The organism is Granulicella arctica (assembly GCF_025685605.1).
GTDB classification, from domain to species: domain Bacteria; phylum Acidobacteriota; class Terriglobia; order Terriglobales; family Acidobacteriaceae; genus Edaphobacter; species Edaphobacter arcticus.
On sequence record NZ_JAGTUT010000001.1, the window covers coordinates 2,608,840 to 2,630,022 of the forward strand.

Here is a 21,183-nt window from a genome sequence, read left to right on the forward strand (position 1 = left end):
AGGTCTACACCTCTGGATCATCAAGGAGCCACCATGAACGTCAAAAAGAATCTCCTCATCGCAACATCGGCCCTTCTCCTCTCCGTAGGAACTGCTGTCGCTGGCGCCCAGATCGTCGTCCGTATCGGCCAACCGCCACCGCGCCCGGTTGAAGTCGTCCCCGTCGCCCGCCCCGGCTACTACTGGGTCCCCGGCTACCACCGTTGGGACGGCCAGCGCTACGTCTGGACAGCCGGAGCCTACCGCCGTCCACCGCATGCAGGAGCAGTCTGGTACCCCGGTGAGTGGCGCGGCGAACGCGGCGGCCACGTCTGGCACGAAGGCTACTGGCGCTAGACTCACAGGCGAGCCCGATCCTCCCCTCGGGCTCGCCACGTATCATCAGGTCATGTCCCTCTCCGCTCAAGACCGAGCCAAAAAGATTAAAGTCATCATCTTCGACGTAGACGGCGTCCTCACCGACGGCCAGATCTTCGTCATCCCCGACGCCAACGGAAAGGGAATCGAGGCCAAGGGCTTCGCCGCTCACGACGGCCTCGGCATCTCCCTCGCCCGTCTCGGCGGCCTGCGCGTCGGCATCATCACCAAGCGCCAATCCCAGACAGTAGCCATCCGCGCCAACGACCTCAAGCTCGAATTCATCTACCAGGGCCAGGCTCACAAGCTGTCTGCAATGAACGAGATAGTCGCCAAAGCAGGCATCACCGTAGACGAACTGGCCTACGTCGGAGACGACATCGTAGACCTCCCCATCCTCAGGGTCTGCGGCCTGGCCATCGCCACCGCCAACGCCCGACCCCAGGTCAAAGGCGCCTGTCACTACACCACCCCCCACCCCGGCGGACAGGGCGCAGGCCGCGACGCCATCGACTTCATCCTCGAAGCCCAGGGTTCACTCGACCGGGTCATCGAAGAGTACCTCGAAGCCGACAACCCCGCCGCCGCAGCCTCCGACGTCGGCAGTGGAAACATGTAGGCGCACAAAAAGCGAACGCAGTACAATCAGCCAATGGAAATCCCCCCGGAGCTTTCCTGGGCTCATCCAGTCACGGCAGAGTGGTTCGTCACGAAGTTCGGCACCCCCACCGAGCCGCAGACGCACGGCTGGCCAAGCATCCTAGCAGGCGAGGCGACCCTCATCTCCGCGCCCACTGGATCAGGCAAAACCCTGGCGGCATTCTTAGTCTGCATCGACAAGCTCCTCCGCCAGTCCATCGACGGCTCCCTCAGCCCCACGACCCAGGTCGTCTACATCTCGCCCCTCAAGGCCCTCTCGAACGACGTCCAGAAGAACCTCGACGGCCCGCTGGCCGAGATCCAGCAACTAGCCCTGGAGCGCGGCTACCTCTCAACCGGCATCCGCACCGGCGTCCGAACCGGCGACACCCTCCCCAAAGAGCGCGTCGCCATGCTCAAGCACCCACCCCACATCCTCGTCACGACGCCTGAGTCGCTCTACATCCTCCTCACCGCCGGCAAGTCCCGCGAGCACCTGCGCCGCGTCCGGACCATCATCGTCGACGAGATCCACGCTGTCGCCGGCAACAAGCGCGGAGCCCACTTAGCCCTCTCGCTCGAACGCCTCACCGCTCTCGTCTGCGGCGAGAATAAGCTGGCCCCCGGAGCCTTCCTCACCGGCTCCGCCGAATGCCCGCAGCGCATCGGCCTCTCCGCAACCCAGAACCCCATCGCCCTCGTAGCCGACTTCCTCACCGGCATCGACGCCTCCCGGAAGCCCGCCAACATCATCCAGGTAGGCCAGCGCCGCGAGCTCGACATCGCCATCGAAGTCCCCAGCGACGAACTCAGCTCCGTCACCACCAACGGCATGTGGGAAGAGATCTTCGACAAGCTAGCCGTCCACGCCGAGAACCACCGCTCCACCCTGGTCTTCGTCAACACCCGCCGCCTCGTCGAGAAGATCTCCTTCGCCCTCGCCGAACGCCTTGGCATCGAGCACGTCGCCGCACATCACGGCTCGCTCTCCCGCACCCTCCGCCTCGACGCCGAGCAGCGCCTCAAACGGGGCGAGATCAAGATCCTCGTTGCCACCGGCTCGCTCGAACTCGGCATCGACATCGGCGACATCGACCTCGTCTGCCAGATCGCCAGCACTCGCAACGTGGCCGTAGCGATGCAGCGCGTCGGTCGTGCCGGCCACTGGCGCGGAGCCATTCCGAAGGGCCGCCTCTTCGCCACCACGCGCGACGACCTCCTCGAACAGGCCGCACTCATCCGCAAGATGCGCGCCGGCGAACTCGACCTGCTCCAAGTTCCGCCTCAGCCGATGGACGTCCTCATGCAGCAGATCGTCGCCGCATGCGGGGCAGAATCCTGGGATCAGGACGCACTCTATACCGCCCTGCGCCGCGCCTACGCCTACCGCGACCTCACCCGCGAGCACTTCGACGAACTCATCGGCCTGCTTGCCAACGGCATCGAAGTGAGCCGTGGCCGCTACGGCGCCTATCTGCTCCATGACAGCATCCAGCGCCAGCTTCACCCCCGTCGCGGAGCCCGCATGATCGCCATCGCCAACGGCGGCGCAATCCCGGATATCGCTACCTTCAGCGTCATCCTTCAGCCGGAAGGTGTGCAGATCGCCACGCTTGACGAGCACTTCGCCGTGGACTCGAGCGCCGGCGATGTCATCCTCCTCGGCAACACCAGCTGGCGCATCCAGCGCGTCGAAGCCGTCGGCCGCGTGCTGGTCGAAGACGCTCACGGCGCACCGCCAAGCCTGCCCTTCTGGGAGGGCGAAGCACCGCAGCGAACCGCCGTCCTCTGCGACGGCGTAGGCGATCTCCGCGAGCAAATCTCCGAGCGCACGCCAAACGTCTCGCCCGGCTTCCTCTCCGCCTCGCAGCCCGAGGTAGCCGCTGCCATCGACTGGCTCAGTGAAGTCTGCGGCGTCTGCGCCTCCGGAGCCCTGCAGCTCATTACCTACATCGTCACCGGCCGCGCCGTGCTCGGAGCCGTCCCGTCTAAGACGACCATCATCGCCGAGCGATTCTTCGACGACGGCGGCGGCATGCAGCTCATCCTGCACGCGCCCTTCGGTGGCCGCATCAACAAAGCTTGGGGCCTCGCCCTGCGCAAGCGCTTCTGCCGCGGCTTCAATTTCGAGCTACAGGCCGCTACCACCGACAACGGCATCAACATCTCGCTCGCCGAGCAGCACAGCTTCCCCCTCTCGGATGTCTTCCGGTTCCTCTCCGAGCACACCGCCAAGGAACTGCTCGAACAGGCTGCCATTGCGTCACCCATCTTCAAGAATCGCTGGCGCTGGGCCGCCGGACGCTCCCTGCAACTCCTCCGCATGTCGAAGGGCAAACGCATCGCGCCGCAGATCCAGCGCACCCGTTCCGAAGACCTGATGGCAAGCGTCTTTCCGCAAGCTGCCGCATGCTTCGAAACCATCGTCGGTGACATCCAGATCCCCGATCACCCGCTCGTCCGCGAGGTCATGCAAGATGTTCTGCAGGAGGCAATGGACCTCGAAGGGCTTGTCGAGGTGCTACGCGGAATTGCGGACGGGAGCATCCGCTGTCTCGCCGTCGACACGCCCGTTCCATCGCAGTTTGCGCACGAGCTTCTCAACGCAAACCCATACGCCTTCCTTGACGAGGCGGGCCTCGAGGAGCGCCGCGCCAAGGCTGTTTCACTGCGCGGAGGTCTTCCCGATAGCGTCCTCAACCAGACAGGCCGACTCGATCAACACGCCATCGACACCGTACGCCGCGAGTGCTGGCCCGACCTCCGCGATGAGCACGAACTGCACGATCTGCTCCAAGGCCTTGTCGCACTTCCACTCGCCTCGATCGACACAAAGGATGCACAGCACTGGCCATTCTTCTACGAAAAGCTGACCCGCACCGGACGCGCCCAGACGGTCGATTGCGCCGGCATTCCCTGCTGGATCGCCACAGAATGTCTTCCGCAGGTAAGTGCGCTGTGGGTTGTTCCTTCAAATGCAACAGTAAAGGTTACACAAGAAGAAGCCAGCGCAAAATGTGTTCGTGGATGGTTACAAATTTTGGGCCCTGTCTCTGCAATTGCCCTGGCCACACGACTCTCGCTTGATCCGGCGATCATCTACCAGGCCTTCCTCGCTATGGAGATGCAGGGCCTGCTCATGCGCGGAGCCTTCGAGCATGTGGCCACCACTGAAGAGCACGAGATCGAATGGTGCGAGCGCCGCATTCTTCAGCGCATCCATCGCCTCGCACTTGGCACGTTGCGAAAGCAGATTGAAGCCGTAACCCCGGCGGTCTACATGCGCTGGCTACTCGGCTGGCAGCATCTTGCTCCGCAGACACAACTTAGCGGCGAGGATGGCGTCCTCGAAGCGCTCTCGCAGCTGGAAGGCTTTGAAGCTCCCGCCATCGAGTGGGAACGAACTCTCCTCCCGGCGCGCATCGCCAACTACGATCCACGCTGCCTCGATAATCTTTGCCTCTCGGGAGCCGTCGGCTGGGGTCGCGTCTCGCCGCACCCGGCCTGGTCGGTTGGCGACGGCTCAGCCCCGCGCCGCGTTATCCCAACCAACGCCGCGCCCATCACGTTCTTCATCCGCGATACCGCCGACTGGCTACCGCACGCGCTCGCCCAGCAGTGTGTGGAAGACGCCAAACTCCAGCAGGCTCTCAGCCCGGAAGCCCTCCAGGTCCGCGCCCTCCTACAACAGCGGGGCGCCTGTTTTTCGAACGACGTGCAACGCATTCTTAACCTCAGCCGCCCCCAGTCCCAACACGCGCTGTGGGAACTTGCGACCGCTGGCCTCGCAGCAGCAGACGGCTTCGATCAACTCCGCTGCATGATGGACCCACGTCGTAAATCCATCGCCGCCGCTCCCGAAAAAAAGACTCGCAGCTCTGCTGGCCGCTGGTCCTTATTTTGCGAGGAGGTCCACGTTGCCCCGACTGCGATCGAGCAGGCGCGCAATACCGACGCCGCACTCGAATCCGCCGCCCGCATGCTGCTCGCACGCTATGGCGTCCTCTTCCGCGACCTCCTCGCCCGCGAGTCAAATGCCCCTAAATGGCGCGATCTGCTAAACATCCTGCGGCGCCTCGAAGCCCGAGGTGAGGTGCGTGGCGGCCGCTTCGTCTCGGGCTTTGGCGGAGAGCAGTTCGCACTTCCGCCAGCCGTCGAGAGCCTTCGCGCCGCTCGCCATCAAGGTTCCACGGAGATCATCACGGTCGCGGCAGCAGACCCGATGAACCTCTCCGGCATCGTTGTTCCCGGCGACCGAATCGCCTCCGTCCCGGGCAAGCACGTGCGCTTTCACAACGGGTCGGTCTACCGCGAAGACGCTTCACCGGATGAACAGGAAGCCCAACCCGCTCTAGTCCCGGCCGGTATTCTGCCCACAGTACCGTCGCCCCATCTAAGATTGTTCTAGATGCCCGGCACGCAACAATCCACGAAGCCATCCCCTGAACCGGCTCAAGAGGCTGTGCCGGACGAACTCGCCCCCGAGGAGTTCTACTATGAGGGACCATACGTGGTCTTCACTGCCGCCTATCATCTTAAGCGCGGCTACTGCTGCAACTCCGATTGCCGCCACTGCCCCTACAAGTAGCCGTTAGTGAGGCTGCGTGCTGGCGTCCAGCATCTTGCGATTGACGGCAGCAGTGTTCGCAATCACGGAGGGGTCGCCCAGGTGCAGTGCCTTCGCGGTCATCACAAGCAAAGCAACACGTGGATCGTCCTTGTACTTCGCCAAAACGGGGTCTTTTGTCATCTTGGAAACGATGTCAAAGCCATTCTCGCTGGCAATCGCAAGGGAGTGCAGCATCTCCTCTTCCTGGCCATGTTGCGCATAAAGCTTGGCCATCTCGTAGGCGAAACGAGCGCGATCCTCGACCGTTAGCACGTGAGCTGAGATGCCGGCCCCATTCGTATGTTGATACACAAGCGGGTCCAGGCGCAGCGCCTCGTCTGCCTCTCGGCGAGCATTCTTGTAGTTTTTCGTCTCGAAGTAGGCGGTGCTCAGATTGGCGTGAAAGACAGCATTGGTCTTGGACAGTTTGACTGCTTTCTTGTAGTCGCTCACGGACGCACCATACTGGCGCTCCAGGTACTCGGTAGCTGCAAGATTGTTCCAGCCCTGACCATTATTGCGGTCAACCTTGATCGCCTCTCGAAAGTATCCCTGCGCCAGCACTACATTGCGCAACTCCAATTGGATCAGGCCTACTTTGTTCATCAAATTTGCTGATGGTCCGCCACGCCTTAGTGCAGCCATGTAAAACTCGAGCGCATCCTCCGGAAAGCGTCGCACACGGAGCAGGTCCCCTTGTGCCTCAAGGGTCAACAGGGGAGCCGTCACCAGGTCAGGCAAGTGATCCTTGACGCTAAGCCATTGTGGGTCTTCATGACGTCGGGCACGCACGCTCTGTGCCGTGTCAGACTCCTGGGCTGCAAGCAGGGAAGGGAGGATCCAGAAGCTCAAGATAAGAAGAAGCGTGGGGATATTTCGTTGCGGAAAACACATGGCAGCACCACCAAGGCGAGCGCAAAGTATGATGCACCGCCATGATGCGACTGTCAAATGACATGTTCACAGGGCAGGAGAGGCATTTGCTGCAGGTATAGCTGGAGCAGGAACGGCCGTCGGCGCCGTCACCATCATCGCAAGTCGGGGGAAGCTGAAACTGCCGCCGGCATCATCGATCACGTTGACTTGGCAGACATACGTTCCCGGCTTCAGCTGGGCCAGCGGCACGTCGAACTGGAACGCCACTGCGCCTCGTTCCGGAATATTGATCGCGGTAGCCTCAACCAGCGGCGTCTCATAGACCTTCGTCCCGCCAATCATAAATTCGATACTCGTCAGCACCCGCACCGGTCCACTCTCGCGTCGTCCCAGCCCGGGCGATGCAGCCTGCACCGGCGCTCCTTTTTGCCGCGCGGGATCATAAACTTCATAGAGGAAGTAGAGATGCTGGTCCTGCCGAAAGACATGCGGAACGTTTGGAATCCATTCCACCCCATCCCGCACCAGGGGGTTGACTGACTTCTTAGCGGCGTTCGGAGAACGTTGGCTGGCAAGCACAATCGAGCTCAGCTTGAGCGGCGTCTTGCGAAGGTCCGGAACTTGCAGGTCCGTCTCGAAGCTTCCCATCGCTCCCGTCTGGTTCTCGCGAACGACAAACTTCAGATGATACTTTCCGGGCGCCAGCGTGAATCCGGTAGCGTACTGAATGTTCTTGCGCTTGACCTGCTGTGCCGCGTCCAACTCCAATTTCACGGTGTCCCGAATGTTGCCGACAGGAATATTCTGCGCATTCTTTACCTGCCCGATCACGTCGATCGTCGCCTTATCGCGGTCGCCATTTTTTACGAATGGAATCTGCGAACCCGGTACGATCAGCGAGACCGGCACGAAAAACTTGTTATCTTCCAAGCGGAAGTACAGCGCTTGCAGGTAGAGCGCAACGTCCGTAGCAGGCAGGTCGCTGCGAAGCTGCTCGGTCAGTGCAAGCTCACGATCCTCGGTCTTGGCATGCTGAAAGTCAGCCGGCGCATAGTAACCCGGACGGTAGTCGACCTTCACGTCAGGCCGATTGAGTTTCACCGTCAGGTGGCGATAGCTTCCATCGCGAGCAGTATTCGTCGAGTGGAAACCGACGATGTAATACGCCTCGGTATCGTGCTGAATCTGCTGAAATGCCGGAGCGAAATCATTTGAATCAAAGAACGCTTTTCCGCCCGTATCGGAGGCAAGTGTACCCAGCACCTCCTGCGAGCCGAAGTTAGCGTCCAGCATGCTCTGCATGGCGCCACCACTGTACGCAGCCGTTCCGCGCAGACTTCCCGTGGACGCATTGCCGACCGGCGGCAGTGCTTCCAATCCGCGCGAGTCGACACTGTAGATCGCCATGTTGGCCTTCACTGCTTCGTTCGTGGCAGCCCGCATACTCGCCTGATTTTCGATGCCTTGCCGCGTCAGCCCGCCGCTGAAGTAAAGCATGCTCTTGCGCTGATCCACCCGCTCCAGGCTCTTTGCAATGGTGCGGATCGCATAGAGTTCACGGTCCGTATTCAGCGCATTATATTCACTGTCATCCGCCGTAAAGGACGATCCGTTATCCGCCGTTCCGCCCGAGTTTCCACCCTCATTACCGTTCGCGAAACCCGTGCCTTCCGTCCCGTTGTACTTGCCAACCCCCGAGAGCAACTTAGCTTTATCCGCAGTGAAATCCTGATCCATATTCAGGCTGGTCGCCATGCTCACGAGCGCCACGAGATCTGCGGACTGCATCTTTTTGTTGATGTAGTCCTGCGCCGCCTCGACCGCGCGATCAATATCCTCGGGCTGCATGCTGCTGAGATCAAAGAACATCACGATCAGCCGATGATCCCGCAACTCTCCATTATTTGCCGCTAAATGTGGATCGAGCAGGTCAGCGATCGTAGCCTTGCCGCTTACCGTCGTCTTCTCATGCAACACCGCCGCCTGGTCTACATTCTGATAGTCGAAACTGGCGATCTTCTGTGGCTTGCCGTTCTCGAGAACGGTAAAGTCGCTAGCCTTCAGATCTTTGACGACTTCACCCGTCTTCCGATCGCGCACCACAACGTTGGTCAACACAATGTCGGTCTGCACCTTCAGCGTGAAGGTTCCCGCGTCACCTTGCTGTTGCGTCCAGCCAGTCGCCGGAAGGAGAGTCAAAAGGCTGCCGAGCACCGTAGCAACGCCGCTCCGTCCTGCGCGCCACCAGCCTTTTCGATCGTAAAGTTTCAGCGCGTCTCTCATCCTTAGAACCGATACCGTGCAATCATCGAGATCGTTCGCTGCGCTGCTGTGGAAGTGACCTGACCGAAGGTATTCGAATTCAACGTGGTGTTGATGCCCGAGTACTGCACTGTGTTGAAGACATTGTTTCCTGTCACGCGCGCCTCAAAAGAACGCGTATCCCCCAGCGATACGGTGCGCGAAAGGGAAGCATCAATCCCAACGATCCCCGGCCCCTCGATAGACCCACGCGAAGCCGTTCCAAAGCCATTCGGCGGAGCCGTAAACGCCGCCGGGTTGAACCACTGCTGAATCCGCCCAGCCCCCGCGATCGGCACTGCAAAGTTCCGATCGGGCCGCAGCGTGTTGTTGGTTCCGGTGTTCGTCTCGGCGACGGTCGCGAGGTAACGTGGCGTGTAGTAGGTTCCCGTCGCAAAGGTAAAGTCGCCCGAGACCGAGAAACCATCCAGCGCCTTCGACCAGAAACCGCCCTTCGTAAAGTAAGCCCGGTTTGGTCCAAACGGCAGTTCGAGCACCCAGTTTCCCGTCACCTTATGCCGAACGTCGAAGGTGCTGTTCCCCTCTTCCGCATTGAGATCGAGATCGTTCTGCGCCACCACGGAAGCCCCACCCCCGATCGAGGAAGCATCGTCGATCGAGTGTCCATACTGATAGGTCGCCTGGAGAGACACACCCTTCTGGAGTCGCTTGCGCACGTTCACGCTCAGCGATTCGAACCGCGAGTAGCCAAGCGAATCTTCATAGTTGAACGCCTGTGCCGCCGTGTTCAGCAGGCCCGTTGCTGTCCGGTTAGGAGCTCGAACAATATCAAGATCTCCGCCCTTTGCACCGTTGTAGCCAACATTGGCGACGATCCCAAGAGGCAAGGTCTTCTGTATGTCCAGATTCCAGATCTGCACATGGCCCAATCGGTAATTCGGATTGACGGCATAGTTATTCTGTACCGGCGCCGTCGAGCAGTTGAAGGCGTTCGCCAGCGTAAAGACGCCGCAGCCCTGCTGATTTACGATGTTCGTTTGCGTCACCGCAAAGGGTGGCTGAAACGCAAGTTGCCGCGCAAAGGTAGCGTACTGCCCGGTGTTGTAATTGATCCCATAGCCACCTCGAAGAACCGTCTCCTTAAGATGTTTAACCCGGTAGGCAAATCCGATGCGTGGCGAATACATATTGCGATCCGGATTGACCAGCGATCGAGGAAACGCTCCACTGTAAGGCCCCTTCTGGTCCGGCTCGACAGCGGCAACCTGGGTGAAATCCGCGTTGTGATCCAGATTGACGAGGTGGTTATTCTTCTCCACGTATGGTGAGAAGTACTCATAGCGCAAGCCGAAGTTCAGCGTTAGGCTGGGCAGTGCGCGCCAGTCATCCTGCGCATACCAGTCATAAACATTCGCCCGCAGATACGTCTTCTGCAGCCCTGCCTGAATCGCTGACTGCTGCGGAAGCCCAAGCAGAAAGTCTGCGAACCCCGAGCCGCTCACTTGCGGTGTTGTGCTGTTAGCAGCCGCTGCAGCCGCCGTCGGACTCTGTGTCGCATATCCCGAAAACGTAAACGAGCCCAGCACATTCGCCGAGCCGATGCTGTCCGCATGAACTCGCCGCACGTCGATCCCATAGCGCATGTTGTGCTTCTTATGACTCCAACTCACGAAATCACTCAACGAGATGGTCTGACTAATAGCCTCGCTAGGGGACGTCTCTGCGAGGCTGGTAAATCCTGAAAACGTCAGCGATGGAACACCATAGTTAAACGGGTTGCTCTGGATCGCCGCATTACCGACCGTGATTCCCGCATTCAGCGCAGGATTCACCTGCCCGTTTGTGAGATAGTTGCGCGTCATGCTGTTGGAGCGATTCCAGTTCAGCGAAGCATTATTCGTCAGCCGCCCATAGCCGATCGTATAGCCAGCCGTGATGCCATAGCCGGTCGACTCCGTAGCCCCGCCAAGCGGAAGGAAGATATTCGGGCTGTCACTCGCCGTATGCGAGTAGCTTCCATTGAAGTTGATGTTCTGCCGCAATGCCTTCGGTCCGTTAGCCGCTGCCTGCCTCCCGCCGCCACCGCCTCCCCGACGGCCACCCCCCTGCGGCGGTGTAGCGCCAAAGTTCCTCACATACCGCAGCGCCGCCTGCGTCGCATTCGACCCCGCCGTCGTAATCGTCTGATAGTTGTAACCCTGTGTTCCCGCCAGCGGAATGTTCGGTGCCGGATAGTAGTTCAACAGCGCAAGCGCCTGCGGCGAAAGGCGCGGCGTCGGAATCACATTGTTCTGGAACTGCTTGCCGGTAGTGGGATCAAACAGCGGCACGACAGTCGTCGCACCCGTCTGGGTCAGTTGCGAAAAATCTCCGCCCCGCTCTGAAAGCGTCGGCACCGTTCCATAGAAGTTCTGCGGATTGATGTTCCGCTGCCCCGTCACATTGAGAAAGATAAACTGTTTCGAGTTCGCCTTGATCACACCTGGAATTGAAGGCGAGCCGGTAAAGCTCACGCCAAAACGATTTGAGCTATACGCCGGCTTAATATCGGGAGCGCCGGTCAGCGAATAAGTCGTCGCATTCAACGCCGCATTGCCGCCCTGGTAGAAAATTGCACCATGTGGCTGGGTGGGATTAAATCCTCGGAATCCTCCTCCTCCACCGCCACCAGCGCGTCCGCCACGCCCTCCGCCGCCTCCACCGGGCCCGCCAAAACCACCACCGCCTCCCATCATGCCGCCAAGCATCCCGGCAACCGCGCCCGCCATATCTCCCGCTGCGCCGCCCTGTCGTTGCGCCTGCCCGATCGCATCCTGGATGCGCTGCCGAATCTCATCCTCATTGAAATTCGCCAATCCATTTGTCTGCCCAATCTGGCCGCTCACCGTCACGGAATCCGTCGACAGCGCACCATCGCCCGTTCCAATTCCGGAGAGCGTCGGCATTTGGACACCCGAGTTACCCGCAGCCGCCGTAGCGTCTGCGAACGTCGTGTCGCCCGCCACGCTCAGCGATTGCAGCCCGCGTCCGATGGCGCTTGCGGCGGCGCGTGTTGTATTTGCCTGCTGCGTCTCCTGCGCCGCCACTCGCGAGGCAAGCTGCATCCCGAAGTCCGCCCGCTGCTCCGCCTTGCCGCCGTTCTGCCCGGCAGCATTCAGCAGCACCTCGGCCGTCGCGCTCGCGAACGCCGCCAACTCTACCTTCACCACATAGCGGCCATTCTTCGGAATGGTCATGGCGAAGCTGCCCTCCACGTCCGAGGTCGTAGCGTACTTCTTGCCCGTCAGAGTGTTTGTCGCCGTGACGCTTACACCCGGCAGCGGAATCGTTCCGGCTTTCACCGCTCCCTTAATCGTCCCACCCTGCGCAGCATCAGCCACCGGAGCCTGCACCGCAGCGGGAGCTTCCGTCGGAGCAGTCTGCGCAGCGCCACCTGCCGTCGCAAACAGCAGACCACCGGCGATCCATGCCGCTACTGCAAGCGAATTCAGCCGTATCGTTCTCAAGCCCACAGATCTCCTCGTCGCTCTCATCGCTACTGCGGCCCTGGAGCGCCAGCAGATCCCGCTCCCTCCGACCGTCTACGCCGCCGCGTTGACGGGTCACCGACACCAAGCTGGCTCGGCACAAAGATTCCGCCCCTTAACTCACCCTTGCCCGCAACGTTGTCGCCCACCTTGATATCCGCAAGCGTAATGCTCTCGCCGCCGGGCGCACCGCCTGGAACCACCTCCGATGGCCCCGTGCCATCAATCGCCGACTGCAACTGCCGACCGCCCTTGCGGAAAGACGTCCCTTCATCCACCGCGATCACCTGGCTCACCCCATCCGGTCGCTGGACCGTCAGCTTCAACTCGTCGATCGCCGTCACCTTACCGGCGATATAGACCTTGCCCAACCCCTCACGCGCCTTCTTCACCTCTTCAGCGTCCACCACCATCACGAATAAAGCGTGCACTGTCCTGGTTGGGGCGTCCAGCACTCCCATCGCTCCTACAGTATCGCCAGCCCGTACCGCTGTCAGCTTGAAAGGCTGCCGGTCCTTCACGATGCGCGTGTTGTCGGTTACCGTGATCTGGTAGGTATCACCCTTGTCCGTCTTGATCGCCAGCCGATTCGCCGCTGTAGTCGTCACGATGCCGCGCACCATCTGTCCACCAGCCAGACCCTCGGTGCTCTCGTCCTGGGCCTCCGCATTGCGGCTCGCGTGCGCCACCATCACGCCAACGGCCGCCAAACAAAGTAGGGCCCATCTCCGTCCGAAACCTGGCATCTTCAGGCACCTGTCCAACAAATCATCTCAAACTTGTTCCATTGAGACGTTTTAACCGCTGGAAAGACGCCAATGCGTCTCCACAATCGCTCGACAACCATTCTGTTGGGCTGCCTGCGGTACACTCCCGCCATGCATGATGTAGCCGGCAGACCCCACATCGAAGATCATTTCGAGTCCACTGACGTCGTCCGCGACGTGGTGATTGGCCTGTCAGATGGCCTCACCGTACCCTTCGCGCTCGCCGCCGGACTCTCAGGCGTAGTCGCCTCCGCACACATCGTCGTTCTTGCCGGACTGGCCGAAATAGCTGCCGGCTCGATCGCCATGGGTCTAGGCGGCTATCTCGCTGCCCGCGGCGACGCCGAGCACTACGTCTCCGAACGCCGCCGCGAAGAGCGCGAGGTCATCGAGCGCGTCCACGACGAGGAGGAGGAGATCTACGAGATCTTCGAGCAGTATTCCGTCGACCGCGAGAGCGCGGGCCCCGTCCTTGCCGCCCTAAAAAGGAACCCCAAAGCCTGGGTCGACTTCATGATGCGCTTCGAGCTTGGCCTCGAAGAGCCCGCACCCAACCGCGCCCACCGCTCCGCCCTTACCATCGCCTTCTCCTATATCGCCGGCGGCATTGTGCCATTGCTGCCGTACATGTTCGTGGAAAATGCCTCCGAATCGCTACGCCTGTCCGTAATCATCACCCTCCTTGCCCTCGGCATCTTTGGAGCCCTGAAGGGCAGACTCGTCGGCACAGGCTCCCTACGCAGCGCCATCCAGACAGTGCTTATCGGCGGGGCTGCCGCCGCCGCAGCCTACGAACTCGCCCGCCTCCTTAACGCCCACCATCCGTAACCATCGTCTCCGCCGCGCATCCAACGCCTGTATGCAGTCTTTGCATCTCACAGAAGTTCCTGAGCTTCACCAAATTAGAGAGTCACCCGGGCGTGGCGGGAATCTAACTACTCGATTCGCGTAACAAAAGAGAAACGATCTATGCCGACAATTTCGACTGTAGCCCCCGCGACAACTCTGCTTGCGCGCTTCCATGCCGTCCGTCAGGCGACCATGCACCTCATCGCGCCGCTTTCGCCCGAAGACCTCATGGTTCAGTCCTCGCCCGATGCCAGCCCCGCAAAGTGGCACCTCGCTCACACAAGCTGGTTCTTCGAGACGTTCATCCTTGGTGAGTTCGTCCCGGACTACAAGCCCTTCCATCCTGACTTTCACTGGCTCTTCAACAGCTACTACAACTCGCTCGGAGAGATGCCGGAGAAAAAGCTGCGCGCCTCCTTCTCGCGCCCGCCGCTCCACGCTATTCTGGCCTATCGCACCCACGTCGACGCGGCCATCTCAACGTTCCTCGAGAAAGCACCCGAAGAGGAAGCTGTTCGTCGCATCGTCCTGGGCCTCGAGCACGAGCAGCAGCATCAGGAGCTCATTGCCACGGACGTCAAACACGCCCTCTTCACCAACCCCCTGCATCCCGCCTACACGGAACTCATAGGCCGCAGAGAGCCCGAGACCATGGCGCCCCCGCAAGACTGGGTGAACTTCGCGCCCGGCCTCACTGAGATCGGCATCACCCCGGATCCTGCCGCCCTCGAGGCCTTCGCTTTCGATAACGAGACCCCGCGCCACACCACCTACATCGCGCCCTTCCAACTCGCAACCCGCCCCGTCACCTGCGCTGAGTACCTCGCCTTCATCGACGACAACGGCTACCGCCGCCCAGAACTCTGGCTCGCCGAAGGCTGGTCGACCATGCGTGCTGACGGCTGGCAATCCCCGCTCTACTGGCGTCGCGATGAAACGACCACCTCGGGCTGGTCGATCTACACCCTCAAGGGTTTTCAGCCGCTCGAAGCCCTCAGCGAAACGCCGGCTTGTCACCTCAGCTTCTTCGAGGCCGACGCGTACGCGCGGTGGGCCGGTTGTCGACTCCCCACAGAGTTCGAATGGGAGTACGCCGCCGTCCAGCAGCCTTTCAACCCGGCCTCTGGCAATTTCATCGAATCCGCCAACCTCCACCCCACTCCCGCAACCTCCAGATCCGGCGTACAACAGCTATTCGGCGACATCTGGGAGTGGACCCAGTCCGGCTACACCGGCTATCCCGGCTACCATCCCCTCCCTGGCGCCCTGGGCGAGTACAACGGCAAGTTCATGTCCAGCCAGGTCATTCTGCGCGGCGGCTCCTGCGTCACCCCGGCATCCCATATCCGTCCCACGTATCGCAACTTCTTCGGTCCATCGACCCGCTGGCAGTTCTCCGGTGTTCGCCTTGCGAAGGATGCTGCCCAATAACAATCCATCTTCCGCCTGCCCTGCGTCCTTACTACGCAGACCAACCAACCTGCACAACCAACCAAGGGATCTGAATGTCTTCCATCGCAACTGCTCCTGAAGTTACCTCCGCTGTTGCCTACGAAGCTGTTCAAGGGCTCTCCGCAACCCCGAAGACCCTAACGCCCTGGCTCTTCTACGACGAGGCCGGTTCGCATCTCTTCGAGCAGATCACCACCCTGCCCGAGTACTACCTCACCCGCACAGAGCGCAGCATCTTTGCCAAGCACGCCGATGAGATCCTCGCCCAGGCCGCTGGTGAGCATCACCTTACCCTCGTAGAACTGGGAGCGGGCACAGCCACCAAGACCGGCATCCTCCTCGCCGCCGCCGTCCGCCGTCAGACGAACGTCGTCTACCAGCCTGTCGACGTCTCGCAGACCGCCCTTGACGAGGCTCGCGACAACATTGAGACCCATATCCCGGGCGTCATGGTCCTATCCCAGGTAGCCGACTACACCTCAGAGCCTCTCAAGCTCAAGCGCCAGCCCGGCGTCCGTACCCTCGCCCTCTACATAGGCTCAAGCATCGGCAACTTCGCTCCGAACGATGCCCTCGAGGTGCTACAAATCCTCCGCTCACAACTTCGTCCCGGCGACAGTCTTTTGCTCGGCACCGATCTTGCAAAGGACGAGGCCACCCTCCTGGCCGCCTATAACGACGCCTCCGGCGTCACCGCTGCCTTCAATCTCAATGTCCTCACGCGATTGAACCGCGAATTGGGCGCAAACTTCCGTCTCGAAAACTTCGCCCACAAGTCCATCTGGAACGCCGCCGAGTCACGCATCGAAATGCACCTCGAATCAACCGTCTCGCAGCGCGTCCATATCCCTGCCAACGCATCCTGTCCCGCATTGACCATCGACTTCGCACCCGGCGAAACCATCCACACCGAGAACAGCTACAAGTTCACCGCCACATCGGTCGGTTCGTTGCTGCAGAGTGCCGGTTTCACATCCGTCCGCACCTGGAACGATCCGAACAATCTGTTCGCCGTCACCTTAGCCGAAGCCAGCTAAACCGTCCGCCGGTACTCTCCGCTTTTGCCGCCGCTCTTCCGCAGCAGTACGATCTCGCGGATCCGAATCCCCTTGTCCAGCGCCTTCGTCATGTCATAGACCGTCAAGGCTGCAATGGACGCCGCTACCATCGCCTCCATCTCGACACCCGTACCCGCAGTCGTAGCCGCAGTAGCTTGAATCGCAACGCCGCCTTCAACCACCGTAGCCTGCACGTCCACAAAGCTTAGCGCCAGCGGATGGCACATCGGGATCAAACTCGCCGTCTGCTTCGCCGCCTGAATCCCGGCAAAGCGCGCCACCTCCAGCGGATTTCCCTTCGGATTGTCCGGCAGCGCGCGCAGCACCTCGTCGGATAGCTCAACAAACGCCGCCGCCACAGCCTCGCGCCGCGTCGCCGCTTTGGCGCTCACGTCGACCATGTGCGCTTGCCCGGCCTCATCGAAATGCGACAGCTTCTCAGTCATTCTCACAGCCTATCGCAACAGGATGCGAATGACCTCTCGCGCGTCGAACCCCTCGCGGTCAGCAGGCAGTAGCGCATAGCAATTCGCCCGCGCATTCGCCGCAAGATCGCCCGACCCCTGCCACCCCACCAGCTTCACCTCCACCCCGTCCAGCCGCGCAGGAAGCAGCCGTGTCAGCCCCGGCTTGCCCGCCACATCCTCCGCCAGCGTAGCCTGCACAAAGCGCGGCCCACCTGCCCCTGCTCCGCACAGAGCCCGAATCATCGGCTCAACAAACACATGGAAGGTCACCTGCGTTGAAATAGGATTTCCCGGCAGCCCAAAGAAGTACTGAGCAGGGAAGTCACCTGTTGCCGGAAGCCGCCCAAACACCACCGGCTTCCCCGGCTGCATCCTTACACCCGTGAAGAAGAACTCAGCCCCCATCGCACCGAGCACCTCCTCGACGAGGTCATACTGGCCCATCGAAACCCCACCCGAAAGCACCAACAAGTCCGCCCGCCGTCCGCTCTCGATCGCCGTCCGCACCGCCTCGCGCACATCCTTGGCAATCGGCATGCGGACCGCTTCACCACCCGCAGCCTCAACCAGCGCCGCCAGCGCATAGCTGTTGGAGTTGCGAATCTGCTGTAACTCCGGCACCTCATCCAACTCCACTAACTCATCGCCCGTCGCCACGATGGCAATCCTCGGCCGCCAAAAGACCGACAACCTTGCCCGCCCGCAAGCCGCAGCCAGCGCAATCTCCGCAGCCTCGACCAACGTACCAGCAGCAATCACCACCTGCCCCGCGCGAGCCTCGCTACCCGTAGGAACAACGTTCTCCCCAGCCTGCAGCGTTCGGCTTACCCGAATCGATCCTTCCAGCCGCTCCACATGCTCCACCATCACCACAGCATTCGCGCCGGCAGGAATAGGCGCACCTGTCATAATCTCGATCGCAACCCCAGCCCCCAACGCCTCGCCGGTCCACATCTCGCCGGCTCGAACCTGCCCGGCCACCGTCAGCTCCGTCAGACGACCCTCATCCACGCGCACTGCAAAGCCATCCCGCGTCGAACGGTCAAACGGCGGCTGATCTCGGTCGGCCATCACATTCCCGGCGAGCACACGTCCCCGCGCCTCCAGCAGCCCGACCTCTTCCACCTCAGTAGCCGTCAGTCCGGCAGCATACCCCAGGACCAACGCAATTGCCTGCTCGAAATCCAACACGTTATCCGGCATCGATCTCTCCAGCAAAAAAGGCCCCGGGCAGCAATGCCCGGGGCCTCGTTCGTACAGTTTGTCGTTACTTCTTGCCAGCCTTGTAGCTCGACTTCACCTGTGCGCCGATACCGGTCAAAATATCCTTGACCTCCTGCGCATGGGGTCCATCTGGAGATAATTCAAGGTACTGCTGATACGCTTCGACGCAGCCCGGAGGAGCTGTAATCTTCTGCGTCTTCGAGTCAACCGAAGCCTTTGGAATCAGCGACTGGCCCTTGATGTAGTACGCATCGGCACGCTTCGGATCGGCAGCAATCGCTTTATCCGCAGCCGCTCCCGCATCGTCGATCTTGCCAGCGTTATACAGCGTTGCTGCCTCGTTGAAGTAGTACATGCCAGCATTCGCCGGAAGAGCCTTGGCAGCCGTGTCGTAAGCGTCGGCAGCATTCTTTGAGTCGCCCATCTTGCCGTATGCCTGGCCCATCTGGTTTTCAGCCGCCGCTGCTGTATCCGGACTTGGCTTCTTCGAGGCTGCATTCAACTCGATCGCCTTCTTGTACGAAGTGATGGCATCGTTGAACTTCGCCGTAACATCAGGATCGCTAGCCGGCTTACCCGCCGCCTTCGCCGCCTTCAGTGCCGCGTCGGCTGAGCCAAGCTGCGCATCACCAAGCGTCACCCAAAGAATGCCCTCATCTGGCTTCTGCGTCGTCGCCTGTTGCATCGCAGTCATCGCCGCATCGTAGTTGCCAGCCTTGTTGTCCGCACGAGCCTGCGTGAGAAGTGTATTCAGATTGGCAATCTTCGAGTTCGCGCTCGTTACATCGGCGTTCTTCTTCTTGTACTCTTCGAGCGCTTTCTTCTCTTCCGGAGTCATCTTGTCGATGTACTCCTTGCGCGTCATATCGAAATCAACCGTCTTATCGTCGCCGGCCTTGAAGACCACACTGTCGACAAAGTCCAGGCTCTTATCCTGCTGGAAGACGATTGCAACGTAGTTATCCGGCTTGATGCCCGTACCTTTGTAGTTGCCGGTCGCATCGAGCGGAAAGGTGTACGTATACTTGCGGCTCTTCGCGTCAGAAGCACGATCCGTCGTCAGTTTTATTTCGCCCGTGGTTACCGGTTGTCCGATGGCGTTCTGCACATGGCCATGCATACTGGCACCAGCCGCATCCTGGGCGAATACCCGCGCCGGAACCGCTACCGTCATGACTGCAAGAAGAGCTCCTGCCAGCGAGCCACCAAGAATCCATCCAAATCGCTTCATCACGTTCATTCTCCCCGGCGCCACCGAACGACGCTCCTGTTTAGGTTACGCTCTACGAAACTTCACGCTATCTATGATGCCATTGATTAGCCGCGGCTGGCTTTTACTGGAACTTACTTGCATAAGGAATTGGATCGACCATCCCCGCCTGCTCAAACGCCCGCAGCCGAAGTACACAGCTTTCACACCGCCCACAGGCCTCGCGCTCACCCGAATAGCATGACCAACTTACATGGAACGGAGCGCCAAGTTCAACCCCGAGCCGCACAATCTCGCTCTTCCGCATCTGGATCAGCGGCGTCACCACCCGGATGTCGCCCTCCTTCGTCCCCTGCTCAATCAGCCGGTTGAACGCCTCATAATAGGCCGGACGACAGTCCGGATATCCCGAGCTATCCTGCTCCACCGCTCCGATAAAGATCGTCTTCGCTCCCAGCACCTCCGCCCAACTCACCGCCGCCGACAGAAAATGAGCGTTTCGGAACGGAACATAAGTCACCGGCACCTCGCCGCCAATCGCCTCCTCGTCCGCAGGAGCATCGGGCACGTCGATCGCCGCATCCGTCAGTGCCGATCCACCGATCCTCCGAAACAAATCGATCTTCAGTGGCATCAGTTCGCGCACCCCAACCAGCCGTGACACATCCTCCGCCGACTTCAGCTCCCGGGCCTCCGTCCGCTGACCATAGCTGAAATGGAGTGCGTACGTGTCAAAGTCGCGTGCCGCCAGCGCCGCGCACACACACGAGTCCAAACCGCCCGACAGGCAAACCACAGCCTTGGGACGCGGTTTGCCTACGACAATTTCAGGCATCGAAGCTCCCCGGTGTCTCGTCGCCCTGCGCATCCGAGGCTTCCAGCAACTCCAGCGCGGCTTCCTCATCCTCCGGGCGCACCTTCAACCGCGCCCGAAAGGCCATCGCCAGCATGTTATTCGCATTCTCACCCTGCAGGAAGCATTCAATCCCCGCGGCTTCCAGCAGGCTCTTCGCGATCTGCGCCTCGGTAGGTGCCAGAAACTTACCCACGGTCACGAAATCGTCTGAAAACTTCAATGCATCATCCTCGTACCGCTCTACTTATTCTCAATCGCCTGCAAATGAAACGTAATCGTTCCCCAGAAAAGCCGCGCCCGAATCTGCACCGGAATATGCCGCGCATCGTCTGAGTACCAGATCCATATATTGCCCCGGTTCTTCACGATGCCCTCCTCTGCCGTAGGCTGTACCCGGATCGTCTGGAAGATGCCCGCAGGTGTCTTGATCTCTTCCTTCGCCTCAACCTTCATCGTCACCGTAACCGTCCGCATCGAGTCGGCCAGCGGAAACTTGATGTTCTGCCCCACCACCATACGCTGCGAAGCCGCGTAGAAGATTGCCGACAGTGAATCCGTCACACAGGCCGGTATCGAAGCCGTCAACTGCTTCGATGTTCCCTTGACCAGATTCTTCTCCACCTGCGTCTGCTTACCCGCCGCATAGTTGAACGAGAGATCGCCTGTCACCTTCCGCGGACCCTCCTGCAATTGCTTGCTGAAGCCAGTCGAGCAGCCTGTCGTCGCGTCGAATCCGGACTGGAACCGGTCGACCACCGGAAACAGCATCGTCACGCCGCCAACCGTGTCCGCCGTCGCCGTAATCTTCTGCTGGCTGCCCTGCTGGTCGATGTGGAAGACTGCCGTGCCTGCCGTAAACACCCGCCAGTCGACGGTAAATGTCAGCGTCTGGTGAGCAGGGAAGCCGTAACCAACGAGCGGCGGTTGCAGCGTAGGAATCGGCTGACTATTCTGCTGCCCTGCCAGCGGGGAACACGCAGTCAGCAGCACAAGCAACACGGCGGAGAAGAGAGTCAGTGTTTGTTTCAAA

Annotated in this window: 17 protein-coding genes; 7 read left to right on the top strand and 10 right to left on the bottom strand. The window is 60.6% G+C overall.

What is annotated here, in order from left to right; all coding sequences use genetic code 11:
* Positions 1–33: 33 nt before the first annotated feature.
* Genes OHL20_RS10975 through OHL20_RS10990 form a run of 4 tightly spaced genes read left to right on the top strand, consistent with a single transcriptional unit; the run spans position 34 to position 5,584 of the window.
* Positions 34–336: a hypothetical protein gene (locus tag OHL20_RS10975; RefSeq protein WP_263383232.1), complete on the top strand. Its 303-nt coding sequence runs from the start codon at positions 34–36 to the stop codon at positions 334–336.
* 52 nt (positions 337–388) lie between these two features.
* On the top strand, positions 389–976 hold the full coding sequence (locus OHL20_RS10980; protein WP_263383233.1) for a KdsC family phosphatase: 588 nt from the start codon (positions 389–391) through the stop codon (positions 974–976).
* 33 nt (positions 977–1,009) lie between these two features.
* Positions 1,010–5,404 (top strand): DEAD/DEAH box helicase, encoded by a 4,395-nt coding sequence (locus OHL20_RS10985; protein WP_263383234.1) that lies wholly within the window; start codon positions 1,010–1,012, stop codon positions 5,402–5,404.
* Positions 5,405–5,584, top strand: coding sequence for a DUF5522 domain-containing protein (locus OHL20_RS10990; protein ID WP_263383235.1), 180 nt, complete (start codon positions 5,405–5,407; stop codon positions 5,582–5,584).
* Between the two features lie 3 nt (positions 5,585–5,587).
* On the opposite strand, the gene OHL20_RS10995 is transcribed toward OHL20_RS10990, so the two are convergent.
* From OHL20_RS10995 to OHL20_RS11010, 4 genes are all read right to left on the bottom strand, one after another.
* Positions 5,588–6,346, bottom strand: a complete 759-nt coding sequence (locus tag OHL20_RS10995; protein ID WP_263383236.1) for a tetratricopeptide repeat protein — start codon at positions 6,344–6,346, stop codon at positions 5,588–5,590.
* Positions 6,347–6,565: 219 nt separating this feature from the next.
* Positions 6,566–8,764, bottom strand: coding sequence for a VWA domain-containing protein (locus OHL20_RS11000; RefSeq protein WP_263383237.1), 2,199 nt, complete (start codon positions 8,762–8,764; stop codon positions 6,566–6,568).
* 2 nt (positions 8,765–8,766) lie between these two features.
* Complete coding sequence (locus tag OHL20_RS11005) at positions 8,767–12,249, bottom strand: TonB-dependent receptor (protein ID WP_263383238.1); 3,483 nt, start codon at positions 12,247–12,249, stop codon at positions 8,767–8,769.
* Between the two features lie 29 nt (positions 12,250–12,278).
* Positions 12,279–12,980: a hypothetical protein gene (locus tag OHL20_RS11010; RefSeq protein ID WP_263383239.1), complete on the bottom strand. Its 702-nt coding sequence runs from the start codon at positions 12,978–12,980 to the stop codon at positions 12,279–12,281.
* A 108-nt stretch (positions 12,981–13,088) separates the two neighbouring features.
* Here OHL20_RS11010 and OHL20_RS11015 point away from each other — a divergent pair, with 108 nt between their 5' ends.
* From OHL20_RS11015 to egtD, 3 genes are all read left to right on the top strand, one after another.
* Positions 13,089–13,865, top strand: coding sequence for a VIT1/CCC1 transporter family protein (locus tag OHL20_RS11015; RefSeq protein WP_263383240.1), 777 nt, complete (start codon positions 13,089–13,091; stop codon positions 13,863–13,865).
* 141 nt (positions 13,866–14,006) lie between these two features.
* The gene (gene egtB / locus OHL20_RS11020; protein WP_263383241.1) at positions 14,007–15,317 is read left to right on the top strand and encodes an ergothioneine biosynthesis protein EgtB; all 1,311 of its coding nucleotides are present in this window, start codon (positions 14,007–14,009) and stop codon (positions 15,315–15,317) included.
* A gap of 74 nt (positions 15,318–15,391) precedes the next feature.
* A complete protein-coding gene (gene egtD / locus OHL20_RS11025; protein ID WP_263383242.1) occupies positions 15,392–16,375 on the top strand; it encodes an L-histidine N(alpha)-methyltransferase in 984 nt (327 codons plus the stop codon).
* Here the strand turns inward: egtD and moaC are convergent.
* From moaC to OHL20_RS11055, 6 genes are all read right to left on the bottom strand, one after another.
* On the bottom strand, positions 16,372–16,842 hold the full coding sequence (gene moaC, locus OHL20_RS11030; protein ID WP_263383243.1) for a cyclic pyranopterin monophosphate synthase MoaC: 471 nt from the start codon (positions 16,840–16,842) through the stop codon (positions 16,372–16,374). The genes egtD and moaC overlap by 4 nt on opposite strands.
* Before the next feature lie 9 nt (positions 16,843–16,851).
* Positions 16,852–18,066 (bottom strand): molybdopterin molybdotransferase MoeA, encoded by a 1,215-nt coding sequence (locus OHL20_RS11035; RefSeq protein WP_263383244.1) that lies wholly within the window; start codon positions 18,064–18,066, stop codon positions 16,852–16,854.
* Between the two features lie 64 nt (positions 18,067–18,130).
* The gene (locus tag OHL20_RS11040; protein WP_263383245.1) at positions 18,131–19,318 is read right to left on the bottom strand and encodes a tetratricopeptide repeat protein; all 1,188 of its coding nucleotides are present in this window, start codon (positions 19,316–19,318) and stop codon (positions 18,131–18,133) included.
* 103 nt (positions 19,319–19,421) lie between these two features.
* A complete protein-coding gene (queC, locus tag OHL20_RS11045; RefSeq protein WP_263383246.1) occupies positions 19,422–20,132 on the bottom strand; it encodes a 7-cyano-7-deazaguanine synthase QueC in 711 nt (236 codons plus the stop codon).
* Complete coding sequence (locus tag OHL20_RS11050; RefSeq protein ID WP_263383247.1) at positions 20,125–20,373, bottom strand: DUF2007 domain-containing protein; 249 nt, start codon at positions 20,371–20,373, stop codon at positions 20,125–20,127. Before OHL20_RS11050 ends, queC begins: the two co-directional genes overlap by 8 nt.
* Positions 20,374–20,393: 20 nt before the next feature.
* Positions 20,394–21,182: a DUF3108 domain-containing protein gene (locus tag OHL20_RS11055; protein WP_396271961.1), complete on the bottom strand. Its 789-nt coding sequence runs from the start codon at positions 21,180–21,182 to the stop codon at positions 20,394–20,396.
* Position 21,183: the final 1 nt, after the last annotated feature.

Coding starts and splice junctions, on each gene's coding strand:
- OHL20_RS10975 (WP_263383232.1), top strand. CDS start 34: ATGAACGTCAAAAAGAATCTCCTCATCGCAACATCGGCCCTTCTCCTC.
- OHL20_RS10980 (WP_263383233.1), top strand. CDS start 389: ATGTCCCTCTCCGCTCAAGACCGAGCCAAAAAGATTAAAGTCATCATC.
- OHL20_RS10985 (WP_263383234.1), top strand. CDS start 1,010: ATGGAAATCCCCCCGGAGCTTTCCTGGGCTCATCCAGTCACGGCAGAG.
- OHL20_RS10990 (WP_263383235.1), top strand. CDS start 5,405: ATGCCCGGCACGCAACAATCCACGAAGCCATCCCCTGAACCGGCTCAA.
- OHL20_RS11000 (WP_263383237.1), bottom strand. CDS start 8,764: ATGAGAGACGCGCTGAAACTTTACGATCGAAAAGGCTGGTGGCGCGCA.
- OHL20_RS11015 (WP_263383240.1), top strand. CDS start 13,089: ATGCGTCTCCACAATCGCTCGACAACCATTCTGTTGGGCTGCCTGCGG.
- egtB (WP_263383241.1), top strand. CDS start 14,007: ATGCCGACAATTTCGACTGTAGCCCCCGCGACAACTCTGCTTGCGCGC.
- egtD (WP_263383242.1), top strand. CDS start 15,392: ATGTCTTCCATCGCAACTGCTCCTGAAGTTACCTCCGCTGTTGCCTAC.
- moaC (WP_263383243.1), bottom strand. CDS start 16,842: ATGACTGAGAAGCTGTCGCATTTCGATGAGGCCGGGCAAGCGCACATG.
- OHL20_RS11035 (WP_263383244.1), bottom strand. CDS start 18,066: ATGCCGGATAACGTGTTGGATTTCGAGCAGGCAATTGCGTTGGTCCTG.
- OHL20_RS11040 (WP_263383245.1), bottom strand. CDS start 19,318: ATGAAGCGATTTGGATGGATTCTTGGTGGCTCGCTGGCAGGAGCTCTT.
- queC (WP_263383246.1), bottom strand. CDS start 20,132: ATGCCTGAAATTGTCGTAGGCAAACCGCGTCCCAAGGCTGTGGTTTGC.